General features: G+C 38.8%; 19 protein-coding genes. 16 read left to right on the forward strand and 3 right to left on the reverse strand.

Annotated elements, in window-relative coordinates; all coding sequences use genetic code 11:
• The first annotated feature begins 482 nt into the window (after positions 1-482).
• The 3 genes from RIC88_RS15550 to RIC88_RS15560 all read left to right on the forward strand — a co-directional run bounded on the left by RIC88_RS15550 (position 483) and on the right by RIC88_RS15560 (position 3,045).
• The gene (locus RIC88_RS15550) at positions 483-2,018 is read left to right on the forward strand and encodes a M28 family metallopeptidase (RefSeq protein ID WP_350218483.1); all 1,536 of its coding nucleotides are present in this window, start codon (positions 483-485) and stop codon (positions 2,016-2,018) included.
• 252 nt (positions 2,019-2,270) lie between these two features.
• A complete protein-coding gene (locus RIC88_RS15555) occupies positions 2,271-2,657 on the forward strand; it encodes a response regulator (protein WP_350218484.1) in 387 nt (128 codons plus the stop codon).
• A gap of 109 nt (positions 2,658-2,766) precedes the next feature.
• On the forward strand, positions 2,767-3,045 hold the full coding sequence (locus RIC88_RS15560) for a hypothetical protein (protein ID WP_350218485.1): 279 nt from the start codon (positions 2,767-2,769) through the stop codon (positions 3,043-3,045).
• A 4-nt stretch (positions 3,046-3,049) separates the two neighbouring features.
• Here the strand turns inward: RIC88_RS15560 and RIC88_RS15565 are convergent, their stop codons facing one another.
• Positions 3,050-4,432: a transglutaminase-like domain-containing protein gene (locus tag RIC88_RS15565; protein WP_350218486.1), complete on the reverse strand. Its 1,383-nt coding sequence runs from the start codon at positions 4,430-4,432 to the stop codon at positions 3,050-3,052.
• Positions 4,433-4,525: 93 nt separating this feature from the next.
• Complete coding sequence (floA, locus tag RIC88_RS15570) at positions 4,526-5,422, reverse strand: flotillin-like protein FloA (RefSeq protein WP_350218487.1); 897 nt, start codon at positions 5,420-5,422, stop codon at positions 4,526-4,528.
• Between the two features lie 154 nt (positions 5,423-5,576).
• On the opposite strand from floA, the gene RIC88_RS15575 reads away from it, so the two are divergent.
• The 8 genes from RIC88_RS15575 to RIC88_RS15610 all read left to right on the forward strand — a co-directional run bounded on the left by RIC88_RS15575 (position 5,577) and on the right by RIC88_RS15610 (position 16,048).
• The gene (locus RIC88_RS15575; RefSeq protein WP_350218488.1) at positions 5,577-6,548 is read left to right on the forward strand and encodes a phosphotransferase; all 972 of its coding nucleotides are present in this window, start codon (positions 5,577-5,579) and stop codon (positions 6,546-6,548) included.
• 65 nt (positions 6,549-6,613) lie between these two features.
• Positions 6,614-7,252 (forward strand): SPOR domain-containing protein, encoded by a 639-nt coding sequence (locus tag RIC88_RS15580; RefSeq protein WP_350218489.1) that lies wholly within the window; start codon positions 6,614-6,616, stop codon positions 7,250-7,252.
• A gap of 115 nt (positions 7,253-7,367) precedes the next feature.
• Complete coding sequence (locus RIC88_RS15585) at positions 7,368-7,814, forward strand: DUF3592 domain-containing protein (RefSeq protein WP_350218490.1); 447 nt, start codon at positions 7,368-7,370, stop codon at positions 7,812-7,814.
• Positions 7,815-8,111: 297 nt separating this feature from the next.
• Positions 8,112-10,853: an AMP-binding protein gene (locus RIC88_RS15590; protein WP_350218491.1), complete on the forward strand. Its 2,742-nt coding sequence runs from the start codon at positions 8,112-8,114 to the stop codon at positions 10,851-10,853.
• Positions 10,850-12,694, forward strand: coding sequence for an AMP-binding protein (locus tag RIC88_RS15595; RefSeq protein ID WP_350218492.1), 1,845 nt, complete (start codon positions 10,850-10,852; stop codon positions 12,692-12,694). Before RIC88_RS15590 ends, RIC88_RS15595 begins: the two co-directional genes overlap by 4 nt.
• The gene (locus tag RIC88_RS15600) at positions 12,691-13,545 is read left to right on the forward strand and encodes a hypothetical protein (RefSeq protein ID WP_350218493.1); all 855 of its coding nucleotides are present in this window, start codon (positions 12,691-12,693) and stop codon (positions 13,543-13,545) included. Before RIC88_RS15595 ends, RIC88_RS15600 begins: the two co-directional genes overlap by 4 nt.
• 7 nt (positions 13,546-13,552) lie before the next feature.
• Positions 13,553-14,680 carry an MBOAT family O-acyltransferase gene (locus RIC88_RS15605; protein WP_350218494.1) on the forward strand — a complete coding sequence of 376 codons (1,128 nt, stop codon included), beginning with the start codon at positions 13,553-13,555 and terminating at the stop codon, positions 14,678-14,680.
• 621 nt (positions 14,681-15,301) lie between these two features.
• Positions 15,302-16,048, forward strand: coding sequence for an SOS response-associated peptidase (locus tag RIC88_RS15610; RefSeq protein WP_350218495.1), 747 nt, complete (start codon positions 15,302-15,304; stop codon positions 16,046-16,048).
• Between the two features lie 100 nt (positions 16,049-16,148).
• Here RIC88_RS15610 and greB read toward each other — a convergent pair whose 3' ends face one another.
• Entirely contained in the window at positions 16,149-16,664 is a 516-nt protein-coding gene (gene greB / locus RIC88_RS15615) for a transcription elongation factor GreB (protein ID WP_350218496.1), read from the reverse strand.
• Positions 16,665-17,330: 666 nt separating this feature from the next.
• Between greB and RIC88_RS15620 the strand changes: the two genes are divergently transcribed.
• The 5 genes from RIC88_RS15620 to RIC88_RS15640 all read left to right on the forward strand — a co-directional run bounded on the left by RIC88_RS15620 (position 17,331) and on the right by RIC88_RS15640 (position 23,014).
• The gene (locus tag RIC88_RS15620) at positions 17,331-17,639 is read left to right on the forward strand and encodes a hypothetical protein (RefSeq protein ID WP_350218497.1); all 309 of its coding nucleotides are present in this window, start codon (positions 17,331-17,333) and stop codon (positions 17,637-17,639) included.
• Positions 17,640-17,715: 76 nt separating this feature from the next.
• Positions 17,716-18,480, forward strand: a complete 765-nt coding sequence (locus tag RIC88_RS15625) for a GLPGLI family protein (protein WP_350218498.1) — start codon at positions 17,716-17,718, stop codon at positions 18,478-18,480.
• Positions 18,470-18,742: a hypothetical protein gene (locus tag RIC88_RS15630; RefSeq protein ID WP_350218499.1), complete on the forward strand. Its 273-nt coding sequence runs from the start codon at positions 18,470-18,472 to the stop codon at positions 18,740-18,742. Before RIC88_RS15625 ends, RIC88_RS15630 begins: the two co-directional genes overlap by 11 nt.
• A 30-nt stretch (positions 18,743-18,772) precedes the next feature.
• Positions 18,773-21,433 (forward strand): carboxypeptidase-like regulatory domain-containing protein, encoded by a 2,661-nt coding sequence (locus RIC88_RS15635; protein ID WP_350218500.1) that lies wholly within the window; start codon positions 18,773-18,775, stop codon positions 21,431-21,433.
• A gap of 384 nt (positions 21,434-21,817) precedes the next feature.
• Positions 21,818-23,014 carry a hypothetical protein gene (locus tag RIC88_RS15640; protein ID WP_350218501.1) on the forward strand — a complete coding sequence of 399 codons (1,197 nt, stop codon included), beginning with the start codon at positions 21,818-21,820 and terminating at the stop codon, positions 23,012-23,014.
• Positions 23,015-23,420 lie beyond the last annotated feature (406 nt).

The following is a 23,420-nucleotide window of genomic DNA, read 5'->3' on the forward strand; positions in this document are numbered from 1 at the left end:
ACATCTCTTGAAATAATTATAGAAGACTAAACTAAAGGCCGTGGTGGCCCTTCATTTTTGGTTTGACCCAAAAACGAAGCAAAAAGGTCAAGCTAAAACCAAATCCCGGCCACCGCACAAGTCAACCCCGTGGTTTTAGCGAATTCGCCGTTCCGGCTATTAAGTCTGGTGCATTTCATGGCCGAAGGCTGTAGTTATCTTAAATGAGGAAGGCGCGATGGGAAGGAAACCTCGGAGATGGTCCGGCATTCCGGCCAGCGTCGTGCCTTGTGGGGTGATAGCTTTTGGGTTTCTAGACTTTTGCCGAATCGTTGGACCGCTACTTTTGTCGATGTAAAAGTAGGTGCCTCCGGCATTAGGGAAAAGAAAAATACGGTCTCATCAAACCTCATATACAACCCCAAAACTCCACTCATCACAAATTCATTACACCTTCTATGCGGATGAGTATATTTATCATCTCGAAACCTAACCCTTATACCATGAAAAGATTACTACTTATCCCAGCATTACTATTCGCGTTGGTTACCCTTGCTCAGGAGACTATTGATACCGAAGCGATAGAAAAGATCAAGAAAGAAGGCCTGGAAAACTCACAAGTTGAACAGATTGCGTTTGAACTTATAGATAAAGCAGGCCCTCGTTTATCTAATTCGGCCGGGTATGAAAGAGCAGCTCAGTATGCCATTAGCCAGCTGACGGAGTGGGGACTGGAAAATGCACAAAAAGAAGCCTGGGGTGAGTTTGGCAAGGGCTGGGAAGTCAACAAGAGCTATGTGGCGATGACCAAACCTTATTACATGCCATTCATTGCAGTGCCCAAAGCATGGACAGGAAGCACAGATGGCCCTGTGTCCGGAAAAGTGCAGTTTGTAGAGATCAACAGCGAAGAGGATTTTGAACAATACAAAGGCAAACTGAAAGGTGCTATTGTTGCCTTCAAACCTCGTGGAGATCAGTCGCCGACGTTTAAAGCAGATGCGCTGCGATACACCGAAGAAGAGCTCAACGAAATGACCGAGCCTCGCGTGGAGAGCAGCGGATGGACACCCGAGCAGATCGCAGCATGGCGAAAGCGTAGGGAGTTTAGCGAGACACTGAATACTTTCCTAACGGAAGAGGGAGTGGCACTGATTATCAAAGGGGTGAATGGTCGTCATGGGACGCTGTTTACCAGCAGTCCGCAGGGATATAAAATGGATGCGGCAATCGGAGCTGCTGAGCTAGAGACGGCTCCAGAGCACGTGAACCTGATGGCCCGACTGGTGGAGAATGGTGTAGAAGTGGTGTTGGAAGGAGAGGTGAAGACCACCTTTAATGAAGACGACATACAAGGGTACAATGTGATTGCTGAGATACCAGGCACAGATAAAAAACTGAAAGATGAAGTAGTGATGTTGGGAGGGCATTTAGACTCTTGGCACGGTGGTACCGGAGCTACAGATAATGGCGCGGGATGTATCGTAATGATGGAGGCAGTAAGAATACTACAAGCTGCAGGATTGCAACCGAAACGAACCATCCGTATCGCCCTTTGGGGTGGGGAAGAGCAGGGGATCTACGGCTCACGCAACTATGTGAAAAATCATTTCGGCGATTCGGAAACGATGACCCTGAAGCCTGAGCATGAAAAAATCTCTGCTTACTACAACATAGACAATGGTACCGGAAGGATACGCGGCATCTACCTGCAAGGCAATGAAGCCGTAGGCCCTATCTTTTCTGAATGGTTTAAGCCATACGAAGACATCATGGAAAACACCACCATCACGGTACGCAATACCGGTGGCACAGACCACCTGGGCTTTGATGCAGTGGGCATACCCGGATTTCAGTTTATCCAGGATCCGGTAGAATACTGGTCTCGTACGCACCACACCAACATGGACACCTACGAGCGCCTCGTAATCGATGACCTACAGCAGATCGCTACGATCGTTGCAGGATTTGTGTATAACACAGCCATGCAAGATGAGATGCTGCCAAGGGAGGAAATGGATGTGTCTGAGTCGGATTGATGTAATAACTCACCCCAAGCTTCTTGGTGTTAGGTCGCTATTCCAAAAACAGATGAGGGGCGCAGGTTATTCTTCGCAATGTGTATGTCACCTTTATTTTAAGAATATAGGCCTTTTGTAACGATCTTAGTGGGTAGAAATTTATCGTGGAACTTAAATGGCCGTTGATGATAGAATAACTTCTCGATCGATTCTATTGTAAATATTCGTAGTTTACTGTTTTAATCAATCCATTGGGATAATTTTAGATAAATGACGAAGCGAATAGTACTTATTGATGATGACAATCAAACCAATTACCTCAACAAGTTCATCATTGAAGGATCAAAGCTTGTAAATGAGATACTAACTTATTCTTCCCCTCTGGAAGCATTGAGTTATCTTAAAAACAGGACAGATGAGGAAAAAGGCTCCTTGCTGTTGCTCGATATCAATATGCCTATCATGGATGGTTGGGAATTTTTAAGGCATTATGCTACTCAAAATGGGAATGTGATGGTTGATAAAGTAGTTATGCTAACCTCATCAATAGAACAGACAGATCATGCGTTAGCTAAACAGAATGAATTTGTTTCCGATATTAAAGTTAAACCATTATCCCTTCGAATGATCAATGAGTTGGTAAAAACACACCTTTGATTGTAGTAAACTTAAAGTTCAATCCATTTATTAATCGAGCAGACATTTTAGTTTTGATTAAAATACCATTACATTTCTATCTCGTTTGAAACGATTTTAATATTACATTATGAAAAATCTAACCAAAACCTTAAAGTCACTGTTTGCGATGGCTTTAGTTGTTATTTTCACAGCCACCACAATTGCTTCTTGTACTGGTGGAAGCCAATCAGAGGACAGTAGTGAACAAACGGAAGAAGCATCTGAATCTGCAGAGGAAGCTGCATCAGACGAACACCCATCCGATGATAGTGAGCACCCTAGCGGTGAGCATCCCAGTGGTGATGAAGCTGAGGCAGACAGCACCTCAACAGAGACAAATCCAGCCTCAGAAGAGGATAGTGAATAGCTATTTAGCTTGAAGCATCTTTGCTCTTTCGCTCAAATGAAAAATTCGTTTTCACATGGGCAGACTCCCCATTTATTTCAAAAATAGGGTAGGCCATAAAGGGGACAGAACCGGATGCAGGTCCGGGACTAAACTCAAGATTTCGTCCCCTGCTAAATTCAATTCGATTGGCAGGGTGATGCCCAAAGTAATAGGTGGCTAAAGGCGTGTACTTATTTGCTTCACTAATATCTACTGGCCACCATTTGCCTTCTGCATAAAACTCTGCCCAACAATGGTAACCGTTCACACCTCCTTCATCTCTTTCTGATGGAATAGACGCCCCCACTGCAAACCGGGCAGGGATGCCTACAGACATAGCCAGGGCAATAAAAAAGGAATGAAACTCAGTGCAATTTCCTGATTTGCTGTCACAGGCATAATTAGCATCACCTGTTCCATAAGTACCTTGTTTGGCATAGCGCATATTGTCTATGACATAATCATACAGGGCTCTTGCTTCGGATAATGGGGTACTGGCATTTCGTTTTATAAGAGCCTCTTGAGCGATGGTTGCAAAACGTTCCGTAACCGGGATGAGAGGTGTGCCGGTGAGGTACATGTCCCGGTTTATATCATCTTCCCTGTAGGGGCTCTTTTCTTCACGGACTACATTATAGGTTACAGTGACTACTTGATTACTATGTACAGGTGCAAGTTCCATGAACAGAATTTCATTGCCATGAGTCACTTCCCGGATTATTCGGTAGTCCCCAGGGGCATTGATTTGCTGTCTTTCTATTTGCTGAAAGCGGTCACTTTGAGCTAGCGGTAGCCACATTCTTGCTTCGGTGTTGAGCTCGGGTAAGATCACTTGGTAAGTAAATGTGAAACGATCCTGACCTTCAATGACTCCCAGTAAATCATTCGAAGCGTTCTTAACCGGAACAGTTGTCCATGTTTTGTCTTTTGCTTGCTTCCATGTGTAGTAAGGCTTGCCATTAAGCTTATGTAGATTCGTGCTTGTTACCTCCATGCTATCAGCGGTTCCTTTCAGAAAGAAGTCCACATCATAGACATCACCATCAACAGTCGCAAGATCGACACAGGCAAAAAACTCATTTGAGCCAAGTACAGATAGATATTCCGTATGCACACGAACCAACTTCAATTCGAGTGCAAGGGTGTCACCATCATAATGAAAGTAACCGTCATTGGCAGCCACTTCTTTGCTTATGTGCATACGTATGCCACGATCCACATCTTCAATTTTGACACGATTGCTTTTTTGCTCTTCCTGATATTGCTTATCATTTTTGACTGTACATCCTATCTGGACAATGATTAAGCTGCAAAAGCAAATAGCTTTTAAAAACACTGCACTTTTCGTAAAATGGGTATGCTTCATTTAGAAAAAATACGGAATCATTCAAAAGATAACAAGGGCTGATTGAGGGTTTTACAAACTCATGCAATCAAACATGGCCTTTTAATATTGAATTCACCTTGATGTCATTAGTTTACCCTTCCTGTAGGCCATCGATAATCCTGCAGGAATTTCTGCTTGCGCCTGGATGACTTTCGCCCGGGCCTCTTGTACTTTGGCGAGCATTTCCTGACTAAGCGCAACTGCCTGTGCACGACGCTCTTCTGCTTTAGCCTTTGCTATTTCCAGGTCAGCCATGGCCTGATCAATCTGGAGTTTCGCTCCAATATTTCTTCCAATATTTATATCAGCAATGTCAATGGAAAGAATTTCAAATGCTGTTCCGGCATCCAGTCCGTGAGACAAGACTAACTTGGATATTTCTTCCGGCCTTTCCAGTACTTCTAAAAAGTTAGTTGAAGCTCCAATGCGAGAAATAATGCCCTGACCGACACGTGCTTTGATGGTTTCTTCGCCAGCTCCACCTACCAGTTGTTTAATATTTGTTCGAACTGTGACACGTGCTTCTGCTATTAATTGAATGCCATCGAGGGAAACTCCCGTGATTGATGGCACAATGATCATATAGGGGGTGACAGATATTTGAACGGCATCCAATACATCCCTGCCGGCCAGATCAATAGCGGTGGCCTGAGCAAAAGTCATTTCCAGTTTAGCCTTGTCTGCAACAATCAAAGCTTTAATGACATTGATAAGGTTGCCACCCGCCAGGTAGTGTGTTTCCATCAAGTTTGAGTTGATGTCTTTGATCCCCGCTTTAACAGCAAGTATCAGGGATGTAACAATTAAGTGGGGAGGAACTTTCCTGAACCGCATGAACACCAAATCCAGCAGATTTACTCTGACTCCCGAAAAGATTGCAGTAAGCCACAAATTGAGCGGAAAGAGGTAAAAAAAGAGCCACAAGCCAGCCAGGATCGACCCTGCGATGATAAATAATTGAATTTCCATAAGACGTCAGGATCGAAAAAATGATATGATGGCCGAATGTACGTCTATTTTAGATGGTTTGGTGAGATTTTGTTTGAATTAAAATTGATTTAATTCCATGTATTAGACGTACATAAATCACAATAGCTATACTTGACATCTATTATTTAGGATTATGCAGAAAATTGAAGAGATCATACTTAATTGCACTGGTGCTTCATTAATTCTAAACACGCATTCCGTTCAATCGCTATGGAGCGGGTATGGTGAAATAAAGAGGTATTTTTTAAAAGGGGGAAAGGTTAGCAGTGTCATCGTTAAGCACATTCAATTGCCAAACAATGTCAATCATCCCAGGGGATGGAATACGGCTTTATCGCATCATCGTAAGCTAAAGTCATATCAGGTAGAAAAGACCTGGTATCAGAAGTATGCCACTCAGACTGGTCAACAATGTCGAGTTCCTGATGTTTTCTACGCTATCGAAATAGACAATGAGCTTTTGCTGATCATGGAGGATTTGGATGCCAGCGGATATCACATACGTTTAGATCCAGGCTCAGTGCAATTATCGGATGCTAAGACTTGTTTAAGCTGGTTAGCACATTTTCATGCGACCTTCATGGGAAGGGAACCTGAAGAACTGTGGGGTACCGGTACTTATTGGCATCTGGACACCCGTCCCGATGAATTATCACGGATGAATAACCTTACACTTAAACATGCCGCGAAGCAGATTGATACAAAGCTGAAAAGTGCAACGTTTCAAACGCTTGTTCATGGTGATGCCAAACTTGCAAATTTTTGCTTTAGTGAGGAAAAATCTGTAGTAGCCGTCGATTTTCAGTATGTTGGCAAAGGGTGTGGGATGAAAGATGTAGCCTATTTTATCAGCAGCTGCTTTGATGAAGAGCAGTGCCAAATCCATGAAGAAGCGTTACTAAGTCATTATTTCAATCAACTTGAAATATCATTAGGTAAATACTCTGATTTCCAACTGGTTAAAGAAGAGTGGAATGACCTATACAAATATGCTTGGGCAGACTTTTATCGCTTTCTTGATGGCTGGAACCCCGGTCACTGGAAGATGCATGAGTACAGTGAGCGGTTGACTATGAAAGTAATTGATCAGATTTCTTGCGAATGATTTTGTTATAGTGATTAAATCGTCAATTACATTTAGTTACCTTTAATTAAAAGTTATTCAAATCAATGAGTGAATATTCCAACAAAAGTGGCAAGACCACAGGCATAATTGTAATCGTGGTGGTTGTAATAGCCGCATTGGTAGGTGCATGGTATTTTGGCTCTTATAAACCCGAACAAGAGGCAAAAGAACAAGCACGATTAGAGCAAATTGCACAGGCAGAAGCGGAGAAAAAAAGACAGGAAGAAGCCGTCCAAAGAAAAGCACGTTACGATCAGCTCATAATAGATGCTGATGCTGCATTTGAACTGGAGGATTGGGTAACCGCACAATCACAATATACCGAAGCATCGTCGCTCTTACCGAATGAGCAGTACCCAAAAGATCAACTGGTTCTGGTCAACGCAAAACTGGATGAAATAGCTGATAGAGAGGCCAGGAAAGCTGCCGGCGTAGTTGAAACTGTTTCTTCACCTACCGGGCGTTTCTACGTGATAATTTCCAGTAGTATTGATGATGACCTTGCAATGGATTATGCTAAAAAATTAGCTCAGGAAGGAACGAGTGTCAAGCTTGTACAGCATAATTACAATGAATTACCTTTTCATGGCGTGTCTGTTGGCGATTATGGTTCCTGGGCACAAGCAGAGGCTGCTTTATCCTCATTCAGCAACTTTGGGAATCCTTGGGTATTGAAGTATTGAATTTTCTAAAAAAGTAATGATCTGATTAAAGAGGTTCATAGGATCATCAAGCAAGTAAACAAGTAAAGTGGTTTGCTCATGACGTTTATACCCTAACCCCCGTATTCTTTGACACATGCGAGCTGACAATCAAATTTTTGTGCCCAATTGGATGGGCATGATCCTTTTGCTCTCAGGCCTGGGACTGGCAGCATTCGCGTGCCATGTGGTCTATAAAAACCTTTATCCCATGGTGGAGTGGACCGAAACGACCGGGACGGTCTTTGACACGGTTTTTGAATACGATGATACCGAGCATGAATTTTACGAATATGAAAAAGCATACTTTTATGATCAGGATGGAGCGCGCCGGGAGGTAGTTTCCTTCACTTCCTCCGGAAAGTCCGATCAAGGAATTGCAGTGGAAGGGGAGGTCATCGTATTTTATAATCCTGAGGATCCATCCCAAGCCATGTTGTTCAAGTGGAGCAATTTTTTAGGGGTGCTTATGCTTCCATTCGGGCTGTTTCTGGTTTATTTCGGATGGATCATGCAGCATGAAAAACCCGATTATCGTAAGTAATCGGTACACTCACCCAGCCCCGCGCGTGCTTCAAAAGTGTGGAAAGTGATTCTATGATTTAATCGCCAGGAGTGATGAGAGTCTCTAATGACACTTAATTATTTGATAAACTTATGCGGATAAATATTCCAACTTAATTGAAAGATGGCTTAATATTGACAATAAGTTTACGCTTTTTATTCCTTGATCTCAATGTTCCCGCCTATAATTTGCCCGAATTGCTCCAGTGATTTTGAGTATTCGAATTGTTTTAACGATACTGATTTGTTGTTAAAATGTAATCATTGTTCGACTCATGTGCCTGTAGTAAATGGAATCACTTATTTTGTTGAAAAAGATATCTCATACCAAGAGAATGAAAAAGATTTTTTTGATTCGTTTTATCATAAAATAGATGAGAAAAGAAGAGATTATTTAAAATTTATAGACAATAAAATTTCACGAAATCTCATTGATGCTTATTCTGCTTTTCAACCCTTTAATGAATCTTCAAGATCATTCTATCCATTTATTCATGATATAAAAAATAAATTATTAGAGCCCGGAGACTTGATTCTAGATACCTGGTGCAGGACTGGGTGGACCGGATATTTTCTTGCTTCGATATTTCCAGAACAGTCGGTTGTTTCAGTATGGGAAGGCAATAAAGATGTGCTAGGATATGCTGGATTTGATTACTGGCTGGGTAATAAGAATCGTCCTAAGAATTTATCATTTACTCACCTTGATCTCAATAAGCAATTGCCTTTTGCAAGTAATACATTCAAATTAATCCATGGGCTTGATACACTTCATCGTTACGATCAAACGGTTCTTGTGTCTGAATTACTTAGAGTAGCAAGAGAAGACGGGGCACTAATTTTTCCTCATATTCATCTTTCCAATTCTGAGCCGGAACCATTTTTTGAAAGAGGTGAGAAGCAGATTCATGGTACAGAGTGGGAGCGTTTTTTCTCGAATAGATTGAATCATACTTCCTGGAAATCATACGTTTTTTCAGAACCCAAATTATTTGATTTAAAGGAAACAAAACCGGTAAAAAATAATCCAAAGACCTCTGATTATAATGGACTGATAGCTCTATTACCTAAAGAAGTCTCATGGAACTTAACGCTATACTGGCCAAAATTTAATGATGGGGATCGAGTCATTGTCAACCCTTACTTAAGGATCGATCTAAATAAAGCGAAAGTAAATGTTGATTTAAACTACTTGAATGGTGCTATTGGCAAAATGCTAGAGAGACACCCAATCTATCATAAACGTATTGAACATCTACAGGATTTTAGTTTATCGGCTCAGGAAGCACAACTTTTGTATTTGGCTTCTCATAACGCTACAATCTCGGAAATTGCTGACAAGTTTAGTATTCCTATAGAGTCACTCATTCCAATGCTGGAACGATTACAAAGAAGTGAAATAATACATGTACTACCCTTATCCAGAGAAGCTGTTAATCTTCAGTTGTTTCATTCTGCGTTACCTTTTCTTCCACCTAAAGAGGAGCAAACTTTTTATCATCAAAGATTGAACTTAAATAGTCGTTATTCCGGCAAGTCAATTATTGAAGACCTTTCAGAAAGCGCTAAGTTAAATGGGGAAGAGGTTGCCTACCTTACAGCAGCTATTAAGTCATGCCTGATTGAACAAGAAGTAAGAAAAGGGGATTGTATCATTATTTCTTCCTCACCTCATTTTGAATCGTTATTAATTCTTTGGTCAGCTTTAGAGCTTGGAGTTGAGGTGAGTGTGATAAGTACCGAAATGCCTTTGGAGACAAGGCTAGCACTATTTAAAGAAAGAGAAGCCAATATTCTTTTCCTGGATTCGACCACCTATCTCCAGGCTATTGGAGAAGTTGATGATGATACTGTCATTGTTTTGGATGATGAAAATGATCAGATTCCTGATCATAAATACTTCAGTCAATGGCTCGAATCAGCTTCTGAAGATCATGTTGATCAAACAATAGTTCCTCATCCTAATGATATCGCAGTAACACTTTATTCTTCAGGTAGTACCGGAAGGCCAAAAGGGATTCAATTAAGTCAGCAAACTTTGTTCAAAAGCGGAAAAGTTTTCGCTGAAACTTACGGTTGGACTGATAAAGACAAAATCGTGATGGTTACAGAGTTGGATTCAATGAGTGGCCTTAGAAACATTGCGATATCTACTGCTTTTTCCGGAACTGTCATCGTGATTCCACCATTTAATGATTCTAACAAAATTCTTTCGATTATTCAGGCCATTGAGGATGCGAATGCCACTATTTTAACATGCACACCGGCTTTAATTAAGCAACTGATTGAACTGGGCAGTCGAATACAATCATCTTTGAGATCTCTTAAGCAAGTTCTTTGTACCGGAGTTAATTTATCACCCGCTTTAGTATCTCGATTTGAAGATTTGTTCAATATTAGAATTCTTAACTATTATGGATTAACTGAAACTAGTGGCTTGTGTATAGGGGAAACTCCCGGTAATGCCAATGGCTACAGCGAGGGTTCAATAGGTGTAGCAATAGATTCCATTGCTCAAATAGTAGATGAGAAAGAAAAAATAGTAGATACAGGTAATGTTGGACGTTTAAGAATTTATAATGACCGCTTAATGACTAGATATCTTGATACAGATAATAAAAGTGATTTGTCTCTTAAAAATGGTTGGCTTTATACAGGTGACCTAGCCAGCCAGGATGATGCTGGCAATTTTTATTTAAAAGGAAGAGAGCGAAATATTATTAAAGATGTTGCCGGACAGGTAGTTTATATATCAGAAGTTGAAAACACACTATTGTCGCACGAATCCGTAAAGGATGTAGAGATTTCAAAAATAGTAGTTGAAGAAATTGAATCCCTATATGCTTGTATCTTATTGAAACCGGAGATCCTGGCTAGTCCAGAAGTTGAAAATGATATTAAATCTTTCGTAAGGCAAAAAATTGGTAACACTAAAGTACCCACCATTGAATTTGTGAGAGCGTTAAAGAGAAATGGCCGAGGGAATCTAGAACAAAGCAAATATAAGTTAACCACATGAGCATATTGATTGGTCGGAGTATAGAATATTTATCCGATATATTTCGCAAACTGGATCATAACGATTATCAAAATCGTATTTTTTTAATCACCGGAAAAGATAAACATACCTATAAGCAACTCTTGGATAGGGTAAAGGCAATTGGTTTTTTTTCCAATACCCAAGGACTTAATAAAAAAACAATTTTAGTTTCATTGTCAAATGATTTTGACTTGATATCAACCATCCTGGGGCTTATATCTGTGGGAGCGAAGGTTCTACTTGTAGATCCCAAGACCAAAAAGAGAAGATTGGATAATATTCTATCTGTTATCAGCATAGACGGATGGATTGCAAATAGCGCAATGGTTTCCGAATGGGGGTTGAAGCCTTTAGCTATTAATATTGAAATGCACCCGGATAGCACTTCAGGTAAGGGAGTAGTCAACAAGCTGTTAAAAAAGAAAAATAGAGATCAAAAGCAAACATTTAGTTCTTGGATAGATACGCTTGATCGGTTAGATAGTTTTCCTGATATCAATACTGATGCAACTGGTATTATTTCTTTTACATCAGGGACTACTGCAGATCCTAAAGGAGTGCCATTATCTCACTGCAACATTCTTAATCACCTGAATACGCTTTCAAGCCATTATAAATTGAATGAAAATTCGGTGATTTCCAACGTGCTACCAATTTTTCATGGTGATGGACTTTTTCAGGGACCATTTTTAGCCTTGTTTAATGGAATCACATGGTCAAAGCCAGTGGAGTTTGAGATTCAAAAAATAGAAGAATTAATGTTATCAATATACAAGCATAAAGTCTCTCACTTTGTGGTTGTCCCTACTATCTTAAAGCTTATAGACGAATTTGACAATGGACTAGAAGACAGTTTCGATACCAATGGGTTCAAGTTTGTAATCTCAACCGCCGCTTACCTCGATAAAGAGCTATGGTCACGCTTTATGGATCGTTTCAATGTTCTTGTGATAAATGTTTATGGATTATCAGAAACCGTCGCTGGCAGTTTCTTTTCTGGCCCTGACGATGACAGCTTCAAAATTGGTTCTATTGGTAAACCTGTGGATACAGAAGTCAAAATTGTAAACGATGGTGGACAAGTAGTGGGAGCCAACGAACTGGGTGAACTCGTGATCAGAGGCAAACATGTTATCAAGTCTTATTTGACTCCAAGCGGAAACCCTGATGAGGATGGTTGGTTTTTTACTGGTGATTTGGGGTTGTTTGATAATGATGGTATTTATCATATTAAAGGAAGAAAGAAAAGTGTAATAATTAGAGGGGGAATTAATACATATCCTGAAGAGCTAATGGAAGTGTTGAATCAGCACCCAGAAATCCAGGACTCTTTTGTTTTTGGTGAAAAAGATGACACCTGGGGAGAAAGAATAGTTGTTGCGATTGTTGCGAATGACGGATCAATCCTCGATAGCAATGGTGTTATCCAATATTTATCCAAACATGTTGCTGAAGAGCATATCCCAAATCAGATTCACTTTGTCAGTTCATTGAAGAGAGGGGCTTCTGGAAAAATTATTGAAGAAGAGGTTCGAAAACTAATAGAAGTAGAAGGTAGTAAGGGCGAAGAAGCCAAGTCAAGTGATCTAAAGACAGCTTTAATGAAGCTGGCAGAAGAATCTTTTAATAGTAGCATTAAACCTGATCAATATTATATGGAATCAGGAAGAGTAGAGGGGTGGAATTCTCTGGCTCATTTACACCTTGCAACACGCATAGAAGAAACATTTGCGGTTAAGCTATCTACCAAAGAAATTATGAGTATAACAAGCCTTTCTGCTGCTGAGACAATTTTGCAAGAAAAAATTGGTGAGAAATGAAATATCCTCATCCAAAAGTCTGGTTAGTGGTAATGCTTATTTTTTCTGGATTGTTCTTTTTAAACCTTCAGTTAAAGGAAGAAATTAGAAGCTACTTCAATGGTGTTAGGTTTAATTATTTATTCAATAAACAAGCTAAAGGTAAAGGAGATGTAAAGGTGGTACTACTTTGTTCATCTTTGGGAAAACAAGCTATTAGCGATCCATCCACTCTTAATAATCGAATGCAAGAAATAGATTCTAATAGTTTTGAGTTTGTAAAATTACCAATAGCGGCAGCCACTTTGGAAGACTTCACAGGCAATCAATTGTTGTTGGATAGACTTAAGACTTACAATCCAGATTATTTATTAATTCAGGAATCTTTCCTCTTAGTAGATCGAATTAAGGATGTGAATTCTTTTTCACTCAGAAACACAATAAGCTTTCAAAATATTAAGGAAATGACTCTGAGGTCACCTGATGTGATGGAGAGGGGGATTAAAAATAAAAACACCCTTAACGTTTATTCTGACTCCTTAACGAGAAGCTCTCATTTTCTTACACGAAGAAGTAATATTCGCTCATTTTCCTCATTGGAAGCATTCTCAAATTTAAATAGTGAACTACTTGTTTTTGAAATACCGCTTCCATCTTTTTTGGAAACCGTCATGGATTCTATAAGACAAAGTGACCAATACAGAGAAGTTTACACCACAACCAAGAAGCTTTCTAATTTTAGATACATTAAATATCCTTATAGTCATCCATTTTCTCATTACTACGATGAAAGTCACATGAATGATATTGGAGAGCAGATTTTTACGACTTGGTTCCTGAAAAAAATAAGTGAAATTCACAAAGAATCTTAATCAGTAAATGCTAGTTCTTCTAACTTATCTCTTAATTGGAGCAATATCCGTAGGCGTTTACTGGGCAGTAAAGGAAGAGGTTCAACCTTACGTTTTAATAGTCGCCAGCCTGGTTTTCTTTTCGTTGCACGATTTAATTTCTCTACTTATTCTCTCTATAGCTAGTTTAATTACTTTTTACTTGCTGAGACTTGGATCGAAAAGAAGTTTCTATTTCAGTTTATGTTTCATTATTCTGAGTTTTCTATTTGTGATTTTTAAGGTAGATGCGACGATTGAAGAGGGCTCTTTTAATGCATCATTACCGCTAGGTATGTCATTTTACCTGTTCCGCTTGCTCCATTACGCTATAGAGTCGTACAAGGGTCATTTAAGGAAGACGGAACTTAAGACATTTATTACATATATGTTCTATCTACCTGTTTTGATCATCGGTCCATTAATAAGATTAGGGGACTGGTCCAAAGAAATAAAACGAAGAAGATGGAATCCTGAGCTCTTCTCAAATGGAATGGAAAGGATCATGTTTGGATTCATTAAAATAACTTTTTTGGGCAATTTTTTGGTGAATGCAAAACTTTCCACTTTCATTCGATCTTTTGAAGATGAGCAATCCTGGATTGTAAACTATTTAGAGTGCTTTCAATACACAGCAAATTCATATCTGCAGTTTGCAGGTTATTCAGATATTGCAGTTGGTCTATCAATGCTTTTTGGTATCCGTATTATGGAAAACTTCCGTTTCCCTTTTCTGGCTACTGATATCAATGATTTTTGGAAAAGGTGGCATATATCCCTTTCTAATTGGTGTAGAGATTATATTTTTATGCCCGTCGCTTCGTTTTCAAGACTTACATGGCTTGCCATTATTGCATCTATGCTCGTTCTTGGACTTTGGCATGAATTATCATTGCGATACATTCTTTGGGGTTCGTTTCATGGGGTAGGAATTGTAATTTGGAACTTGCAGGATAAGTATTTTGGTAGAAAACTATCTAGCAAGGCAATGTCGATTTATTCGGTTATTGGGAGAATTATTACTATTCACTTTGTCATTTTTAGCTTTGCCTTTGTGAAGGAAGAATCAGTCAGCGAATCTTTTAGAATTTTATTGATACTTGTTGGACTTGACTAAATGACTATTTACACGTTTTTCACACGCTTCTTTAACAAAAAGATTGCCGGTTTTCTGACGGCAATCACATACCTGATTATGTTGCTTATCATCTGGTATTTTATAGGTGTTGAAGAAGGTGATTTCAGGTATTTGAATTATTAATAGGCAATATTCCAAAAACCAGTTGCAGTATTTCTACTTTGCCTATAATCACCTTCATGATTAATTATTTTTGTTGTATGAAACTGTCTTATCATCATAATTCCAAACAAGGTGATCAGCGTAATTTTAAAGTATTGGAAAAGGTTAAAACTTCCGTTGCATTAAATATTCTATTTGGATTTTGAAAGCCTGCAGAAGGTTCCTTGATTTCAATTTCTTCACTTTTCTAAATGAAAAGGTAATGAATAACAATCAGGTTAAATACCTTTTCGAATAAGGAAACACGGGAACACCATGCGGTAGTAAGAAATGTAACCAGGCGGGAAGGAGGGCAGCAAATAGTCCCTCCGATTTTTAGAAACAATTGATCGCAGTTTTGTGTTGATCCTGAAAGGCTGAAACAAAAACTGTGTGAGTACGTTTGCCCCCAACTTCTAAGGTAATTGCCAATACGTATCTTCTAACTAATTTAGCATTGTGAGTCACGACATTTCCCATTCTACCAAAAACGCCAAACTATACGCCAAACGCTATGGAAACACAGATATGTGGGAAGAGGCGCTAGAAGAAAGCATTCCCTATTATCACGTTTCCGGAATGGATGAACCAGATCTCCCGGTCATACTGAACGAAGATCCTGAAAATGTCAATTTCGTGCATTGGCCATTTATGCCATTTGAATTTGCTCCAAAGATTAATGGCAAGCCCATGAAAACCCTTCATGCAAGGGACGATAGGATTTTTACAGAGAAAAGTATTTATCGGGGTGCTGCAGAATCCAGAAGATGCCTGGTGATGCTGGATGGTTTTTTTGATGAGTATAAGAAGGGTGATAAGACATTCCCTTACTATATCCAACTGAAAACCAAAGAACCCTTTATGGTTGGCGGCTTATGGCAAACATTTACAGATCCTGTCGATGAAGTGGAAACTAACACGGTAACATTGGTCACAGGACCGGCTAATAAGGAAGTAGCCTGGGTTCGCAACGAGGTGCCTTACACTCCTGAGTCTCGAATGATGTTCATCGTTGATAAAAAGGACGATGAAACCTGGTTACATGGAAGTCCAGAGGAAGCTAAAGCCTTGATCAAACCATTTCCCGACGGAAAGCTCGACTATTACCCATGTCAGCCACTCAAGACAGTCAAGAGAATGCACCGGTTTTATTTAGGAAATGTGCCCTCATTGCTTGAGAAAAGGCACTACAAGGAATTGGACTAATTCGATGTGTAAGCAGCAAGCTACCTTGCAGCGCAGATAGCACGACCATGCTAGTAAGTAGTTAAAAAATCATAGTGTAATAGTATCTATTTTGGTTATACTACTTCTGATACTCTATTTTAAGAATTTTCCAAACAAAATCACCCATTTTGGTTTTAACTACAACCTCATCTCCAACCGTTTTATTAAGCAGCGCTTTAGCCATGGGGGAGTCCATGGATATATAATCTTTATTACCGATGAGCTCCTCGTAACCTACAATTCGAAATCGATTTTGAAAACCTTTCGCATCGTTTTTAATTTCTACCCATGCACCAAACATCACTTTTCCTTCTTGATTTGGGTGGTAGTCCACAACTTTTAAATTGTCAATACAGCTACACAGATAGCGAATGCGACTATCAATTTCTCGAAGACGTTTTTTGTTGTAATGGTAGTCGGCATTTTCTGAACGATCTCCCAAACTTGCGGCCCATGAAACCTTAGCAGTAATGTCCGGACGTTCAACACGCCACAAGTGATCATGTTCTTCCCTTAATTTTTGCATGCCTTCGGGAGTAATCAATTGCGAACGGATTATTTTGGGAAGTGTTGATTCTGGAATTTTTCGCCTCATAACCAATGATCTTGTTTCGAAAACATTCGCAAGTTATATAATGATGGATCGTTTGTCTGTGCAGAACAATCAATAGATGTTATAATGTCCTGCGCCTGGCAGGCAGGTTCGACAATGGCCTGTGCCTGCCTTCGTAGGCAGGTTAAGTTAAATCAGCTTTGGCATTAGTGCGGGATTAATGCTCTATGGTATAGTCATTTCCCAAAATATTAAGAACACATCTCTCAGTTAGGAGACTAATTCCAATATAGCTTTATATTGTGAATGAGAAATAAGCTTTCTAGGAGGAATTTCAATATTGGCCTCTTTGATGATCACTCCAAGTGTTTTAGTGCATATCCCAAGTTCTTGTGCGATTTGGGCCCTTGTTCTAAAGGTAACTGAGTTTTGCATCTATTTTTCTTTTTTAGCTTGACGAAAATATTTAGCCTCCGCATTATATCCAAGCTAACTACTTATAAAAAGAAATTAATAATTTCATTACTTTTTTTATGAGAAGATTGACTTTTGCTCACGACTATTTGATGAGAAATTTTAAGCAAAAATAAGAATTTATAAGAAATTATTTGAATCTACCGGTATGGCTATTGTGCAAATAAGAAGTAGGATTTTTCTTCGTTCAAGTAAGCTTACAAAAAAATAGTTTTTTACTTTAAATAAATCGAAATGAAAAATCTAAAAATTTTATCTGTATTTTTTATTGCTGCTTTGATAAGTATTAATTCAACAAGTGCTAAATCTCTTGAATCTGAGCTAAAAGAATCAGCTACTGAAGTCGCTAATTTTGATTCACCTGGAGAACTAAATGGAACCTCAATTTTTGAGAAATTTTCCGAGGTAAGTTTAGAAGAAGATGCTTCATGCACTGTGGAGGTTAAAGTTGGTTTTTTAGGTCTTGGCGGCAGGGTAAGTGCTACAGCTGATACTTGTGAAGAAGCTTGGGCTATGGTTAAAGCACTAATTAAAAAGAAATAGACGCTTCTATTTCATATCATTTGCACTGGAGACTTGATCTAATCATTTCTCCAGTGTTCACCTAAATTATAAACGGATGTACACTACATTTCTACGACTTATTTTACTTTTCCTCAGCTTTTCTGGATTTTATAGTGTTGCATATACCCAAAACGGACTGATTAAGTATTCTCAGGAACTCGGTTTAGGAGTTGATAAAAGTGCTTATTTAGTATTTGATGCTTCAAAATCAATTTATTATTTCCAACGAGGAAAGCTGGATTCAGGAGTAGAAATGGAGGAAGTAAACCCCAACGAATTTGCCTATCAGGTCAGGGACAAAGAAGGAATTTCTTTTTATTTTGATCAAGAAGAAGCAGTTCTTATATCCAGACAATACGTATTCTTTAATGACTCATTTGTCTTACTTGAAGAAGACATTCCGAACTTTCGTTGGGAAATATCCGAAGAGACCAGATTGATAAGTGGTTTTCTCGTACAGAAAGCACTTGGAACATTTAGAGGCAGAAATTATATTGCCTGGTTTACAAGGGAAATACCTTTTGATGTCGGACCGTGGAAATTTAACGGTCTTCCTGGGGCAATTCTGGAGGTAGTCGATAGTGAAGATAAATTCAGTTTTAAGGCTTTATCAATTACTTATCCATCTAAGCAAAAGTTGGATATTACGCCTCCAAAAAAGGGTAAAAAACTGAAAGGATTTGAGGAATTTAAGCAATATGTAAAAGAGAAAGCCACTGAATGGACGAAGTATATTCAATCAAAAGGCCCGGGTTATTCCGGAGCTCCTGACTTTGATAGTTTTATTGAAAAATTTGATACAGACAATAATGAAGAATAACTATTTAATTTTCATAATGATTCTATTTTCATCTCTTTCATGTGCATCTAGTAAGCAGCTTGTTGACACTGAATTGCAGATAGTAAATGAAAAGTTTAAAGAAGCTGAAAATGGGTGCACATATCTAGTAACATTACAAAAAGTAGACGAAGGTGTTCCTTACGAGTTCACTATTTCTTCTACTCAACCGACTTGTGAAGAGGCAAAATTAGATGCTGCCAAGACTATTGAAAAGATGAAACAAGATGTCGATACACCTTAATCTATCTACTAATGCTTTAAATTCATTCGCTTGAGGTTATTTTTTTTCTGTCTCCTCCTGGTCACATCTGCTTTATCTGTAGCACAGAATGATACAAAATCCATCAGGGGGAAGGTTGTAGATGACAATAATGACCCATTGCCTGGTGCTCTGGTGTATTTGAAGAAGACTGCATCGGAAACGGTCATTGCCCATGGTGTGGCTGATGGCGATGGTAATTTTGTATTGAAGTGGGAACGCAGTGGTGATCAGTTAATTACACTGGAAATACGCATGCTTGGATTCGAGAAGTTATCAATCACCCTTGATTCTCTGGATGCGATAGGATCTAATATTTTTATCCTACAAGACGATCCACAATTATTGCAAGAAGTTGTTATATCTGAGTCGCGTCCGGTATCATATAAAAATAATGATACCATCATTTACAATTTGGATAAAGTAAAAGAGGGGAGCGAAAGAAATCTAGAAGATATTTTAAAAAAGCTACCAAATTTCAATATTGGGGAAAATGGCAGAATATCTTATAAGGGTACAGAAATAAGAAAAATATTTGTTGATGGAGAAGATCTCTCCTCCGATGATTACAAAAGAATTTCAAAAAGCTTTAAGGCACAGGTGGTAAAGGATGTAGAAGCTATCGAAAGGTTTGTTGAAAATAGACTGCTTTCAAATTCGGTGCAATCGTCTGATGTCGCACTAAACATCAACATAGAAACACAGGATCAGATAGTTACTGGAGCTGCCACCTTTAAATACGGTTTATCAAATCGCAGAGATATAGATCTAAATATTTTCAAACTCAATAAAGGCCTAAAAGCCTTTGGCGTATTTCAGACTAATAATGTTGGACTCCAGACCGAACCGTATTCTGATCAATTTTCCATGGATCTCATTGCTCAGTTTACAGAAAATGAAGAGATATCATCTTTTGATCCTTTTCTTGATTTATCGGTAAATCCCGATCTTCCATTGTCAACGCAGATCAATCTTAATAATGAAACGACAGGTGCCATTACGGCAGTGATGCCATTATCCTCTAATTCGAAATGGCTATCTCAAGTCAGATATTATAGCAATGATTTGAGAGAAGTTCTAACTTCAGAAGTTAGAAATTTTCTGGATTTTGAGGAAGATCAATCATTTGTTTCTTCAGAATCTAGTAGTAGGATGGAGGATGTAGACGGATATTACCTCACAAACAGATTGAACTTCGGAATCGGGGAAAAAACGGAGGTGGTTCTTGATAATCGATTAAGTCATACAAGTCGGCTTTATGATAACCAATTACTTTTTGGTATCAATAGCGAATCGCTTTCCGATGTTAACGAATTTTTTGATACGGAAAGCAATTCTTTGATACAAAATTTATCCATTACTAAAAAGATTCATGATTTATCCGCACTTCAAATGAATGCGTCCTACGGCTGGTCAGATTATTCACAAAGACTAGATGTGATTCCTGCAGATTTTATTTCTGTAAGTAGCTCATCCCTAGATTTCGCAAGCCAAAAAATTGAAAGTAACAATTCTGAAAGTATTGCAGAAATGCTATGGTTTACGAAAAGAAAAAGTACTTACTATAAGCTTTTCTCTGGCATTCGCTTAGGGAAAACAGCTCATTTCACAGAGTTGGTTGGCGATGCATCAGATTCAGTTTTGAGTAGAAATGATTTGAACAATGACCGGTTTTTGCTTTATGGAGGTGTGAATATTCTCAAGAACTGGAGGCTATGGGAGTTCGATTTTACAGGTCGAATAAATCAATTTAGTGGAGATGTCGCTCAGGTTAGTTCAAGTAGTAGCATATTAGTTCTTTATCCAAGTCTTGAATCAAAGCTCTCCTACAGCATTAGTAGAAATTCACGCTTGAGAATGACCCACACCTTTAATCGATCATTTTATAATGATCGGGAAGTTATCCAGTCGCTGATATTGACTGACTTTAGAAGCGTTGAAAGAGGAGCAAATCAGTTGATTGATAATACTTATCACAAAGCGTCATTGTCATACTTTCTGGAAAGCAGGGCAAGCTATATTGAAGTATTGGCAAATATTGATTATAGATACAACCAAACTGACTATATCTTCAGTCAAACCATTGAAAATGGAGGAATTGAAAACTCGCTTGAGGTTGGCCCATCTACTGGAACATTTGGAGGTTATGCATCATTGGCAAAATTTTTCCCAGGAATCTCCACAAGATTTGAGTTGCTGACACAAATTGAGAGGCAAGCGGCCTTTATCAGAATAAATGATTTTGGTCCCTCTCAGTTATTACTAGATAACCGGCAAAATCAATTAAAATTTGGAACCAGTTTTGATTTTCCAGTGAATGTTTTCGGAGGAGTGTCATTTGTAAATCAACGTGTAATTATTGCATCAGAAAACGTAGAATTATCTTCCAGGGAGATCAAGAAAGTTGATTTAGACATTATTTTCAAGAAAAATCAGTTTCGCGTTAGTCAAAAGAATGAACTTTTTTTTGTTGAGAATGAAAGTTTGCTAATCAGTAAAATCAATGCAAGCTATTCGCCTAACAAAAAAGCTGTAACAATTTACATGAATATTGACAACCTCTTAGACGTGACAACTTTCAATATCCCTGTTGCGACTCAATTCATGGAGGGATCTACCAATCATTTACTATTAGGAAGAGTGATACTCGTAGGCCTTTCTTTCAATTTTTGACATACGGAAATAACCTCACTTTTCATTCCCTAAAACTCCTTAAGGCCAGTAATTCGAAAACTGAATTAATTGTCAAGAACCCCTAGCCGGACACCCCAAAATTTTCAGAGAAGCTGATTTCCAGAGACACGTGTCATATCAATTGGACATTTCAGTCTTTACTATAAGTACCCAATACTTCAGTCATGTTATGAATAAAAATCTGAAAAAAAATAGATGAAATTCAATAAGTCTTTTGGTAAAAGTCGATCACAAATTCTCTGTGTTATTTTTGCTTGACTTTAAAGCACTGTTATATATAACTGTGACCGATTCAAGCTAATAATACAGAATAGGATGCGTTATCTTTGAAGACTAACCTAAAACCTTTAAATAAATTATCTAATGAAATACTCACTACGCTTTATTGCTCATACCAAGAGCATCATATTTCTTTTTTTTTCTTTTGGACTTCTTATCTCTGGGTGTGAAGAATCTGATAATTCGGAGATCTCTCCAGATCAACAGCTTCATGAGATCGGATGTTTATCATATCAGCATGCATTAAATGCTGCTACCGCACGGATTGAATCCGAAACGTCGGGATGTTTTATGGTGAAGATCTATGTCTACCGCGTAATCCAGGATGGCCGCAAGCAGACACAAAGTAAAATCAATGCAGCACTGCAGACCATGTATGATGACTATGCTCCTCTAAACATAGCCTTTGAACACTTGGGTCAAAGCGACATGCAGGATGACCCCAACGGCGAATGGTGGGTTATTGCTGGTGGGTTTCAAGGGCCGAAATACCTGCTTTTTTCACCCAGTACTCCGTATATTGAAGATGCAGTGAACATATATTTCTTACCCGAAGATTACCGAGCGCCAGACGGTAATGCTTTCATTGTCAACGGTGAAGGTCGCATTCTCGATAGTAGCTTCGATGATATTGAAATTGATAAGATTGGTATGTACTTTGGTGGTCAAACCAATATTCCCGGTGTAGGAAAAGAGCAGGGCAGCAACATGGACAACCACATAATCTCCCATGAAATGGGTCATTGCCTAGGCCTAGGACATCAAACTGCAGAAAGTATCCATGATGTCATGCATGTAGGTTCCCGAACTGCGTCAACAAAGCACACGGGACCTTTTGCCCTCGGAGGAATCGTTGAGATCACCTCCAATCAAGAGAGCATCATCAACACCACGGTTCAGACCAATCTCATCGTGGAACCCGCGACAGTTGCACAAGAGCAAGATGCTACTTTCCTCAACTGGCTGACAGCACCCAATCAAGGTCCGAATAATAACTCATGGCCATTTACTACCGGAAGTGTGGTAGATATTAAATGGAATAAATCAATGATCGTATCAAGCCATGTTAAGATTGAGCTGTTAAAAAACGATATCGTTGAAAAGGTATTAACAGGATTTACACCTAATGATGGCTTATGGAAGTGGTCTGTCCCAAGCGCTTCAGGACTGCCAGGTGGGGGTGGGATGAAGAAGTTCAGGATCAAGGTAACTGATCCTGAAAACACATGTACCTACTATGACGTCAGCAACAAGGCGTTTAGCTTAATGATTTCTAACTAAAATTTTAAAATAGGCAGCTATTAGAACATGTTATATTCGAAAAATCACTGATTATCTTATTAATTCAACTATGGAGTACTCACCACTCTTTATCCTGGCGGTGATAGTCATCGCCAGTTGGCAATAGATAGGCTTGATTTTACGAAAAATTAAGAAGTTACTTTCTTAATTTTTTTTAATGATTGAGCAGATCTCTTTTGACGTAGCTTCTCCTTTTGAGTGAGAGATCTTTCCAATCTATCCTTTTTCAACTCATCATATGAACTATATAATTGTAAAGAAGCCATGAAGCAAATGTAATTATGAATAATGGGTAATCAAACGTACTTCGTTTGTGGAAGTTCTTTGTAAGAGAAATAACAGCTTAAATAGCAATATGATACGATACTCAATCGTTCATAGCTAT

Origin of the sequence: Ekhidna sp. (assembly GCF_040220215.1) — a bacterium.
Classification (GTDB): Bacteria; Bacteroidota; Bacteroidia; order Cytophagales; family Cyclobacteriaceae; genus Ekhidna.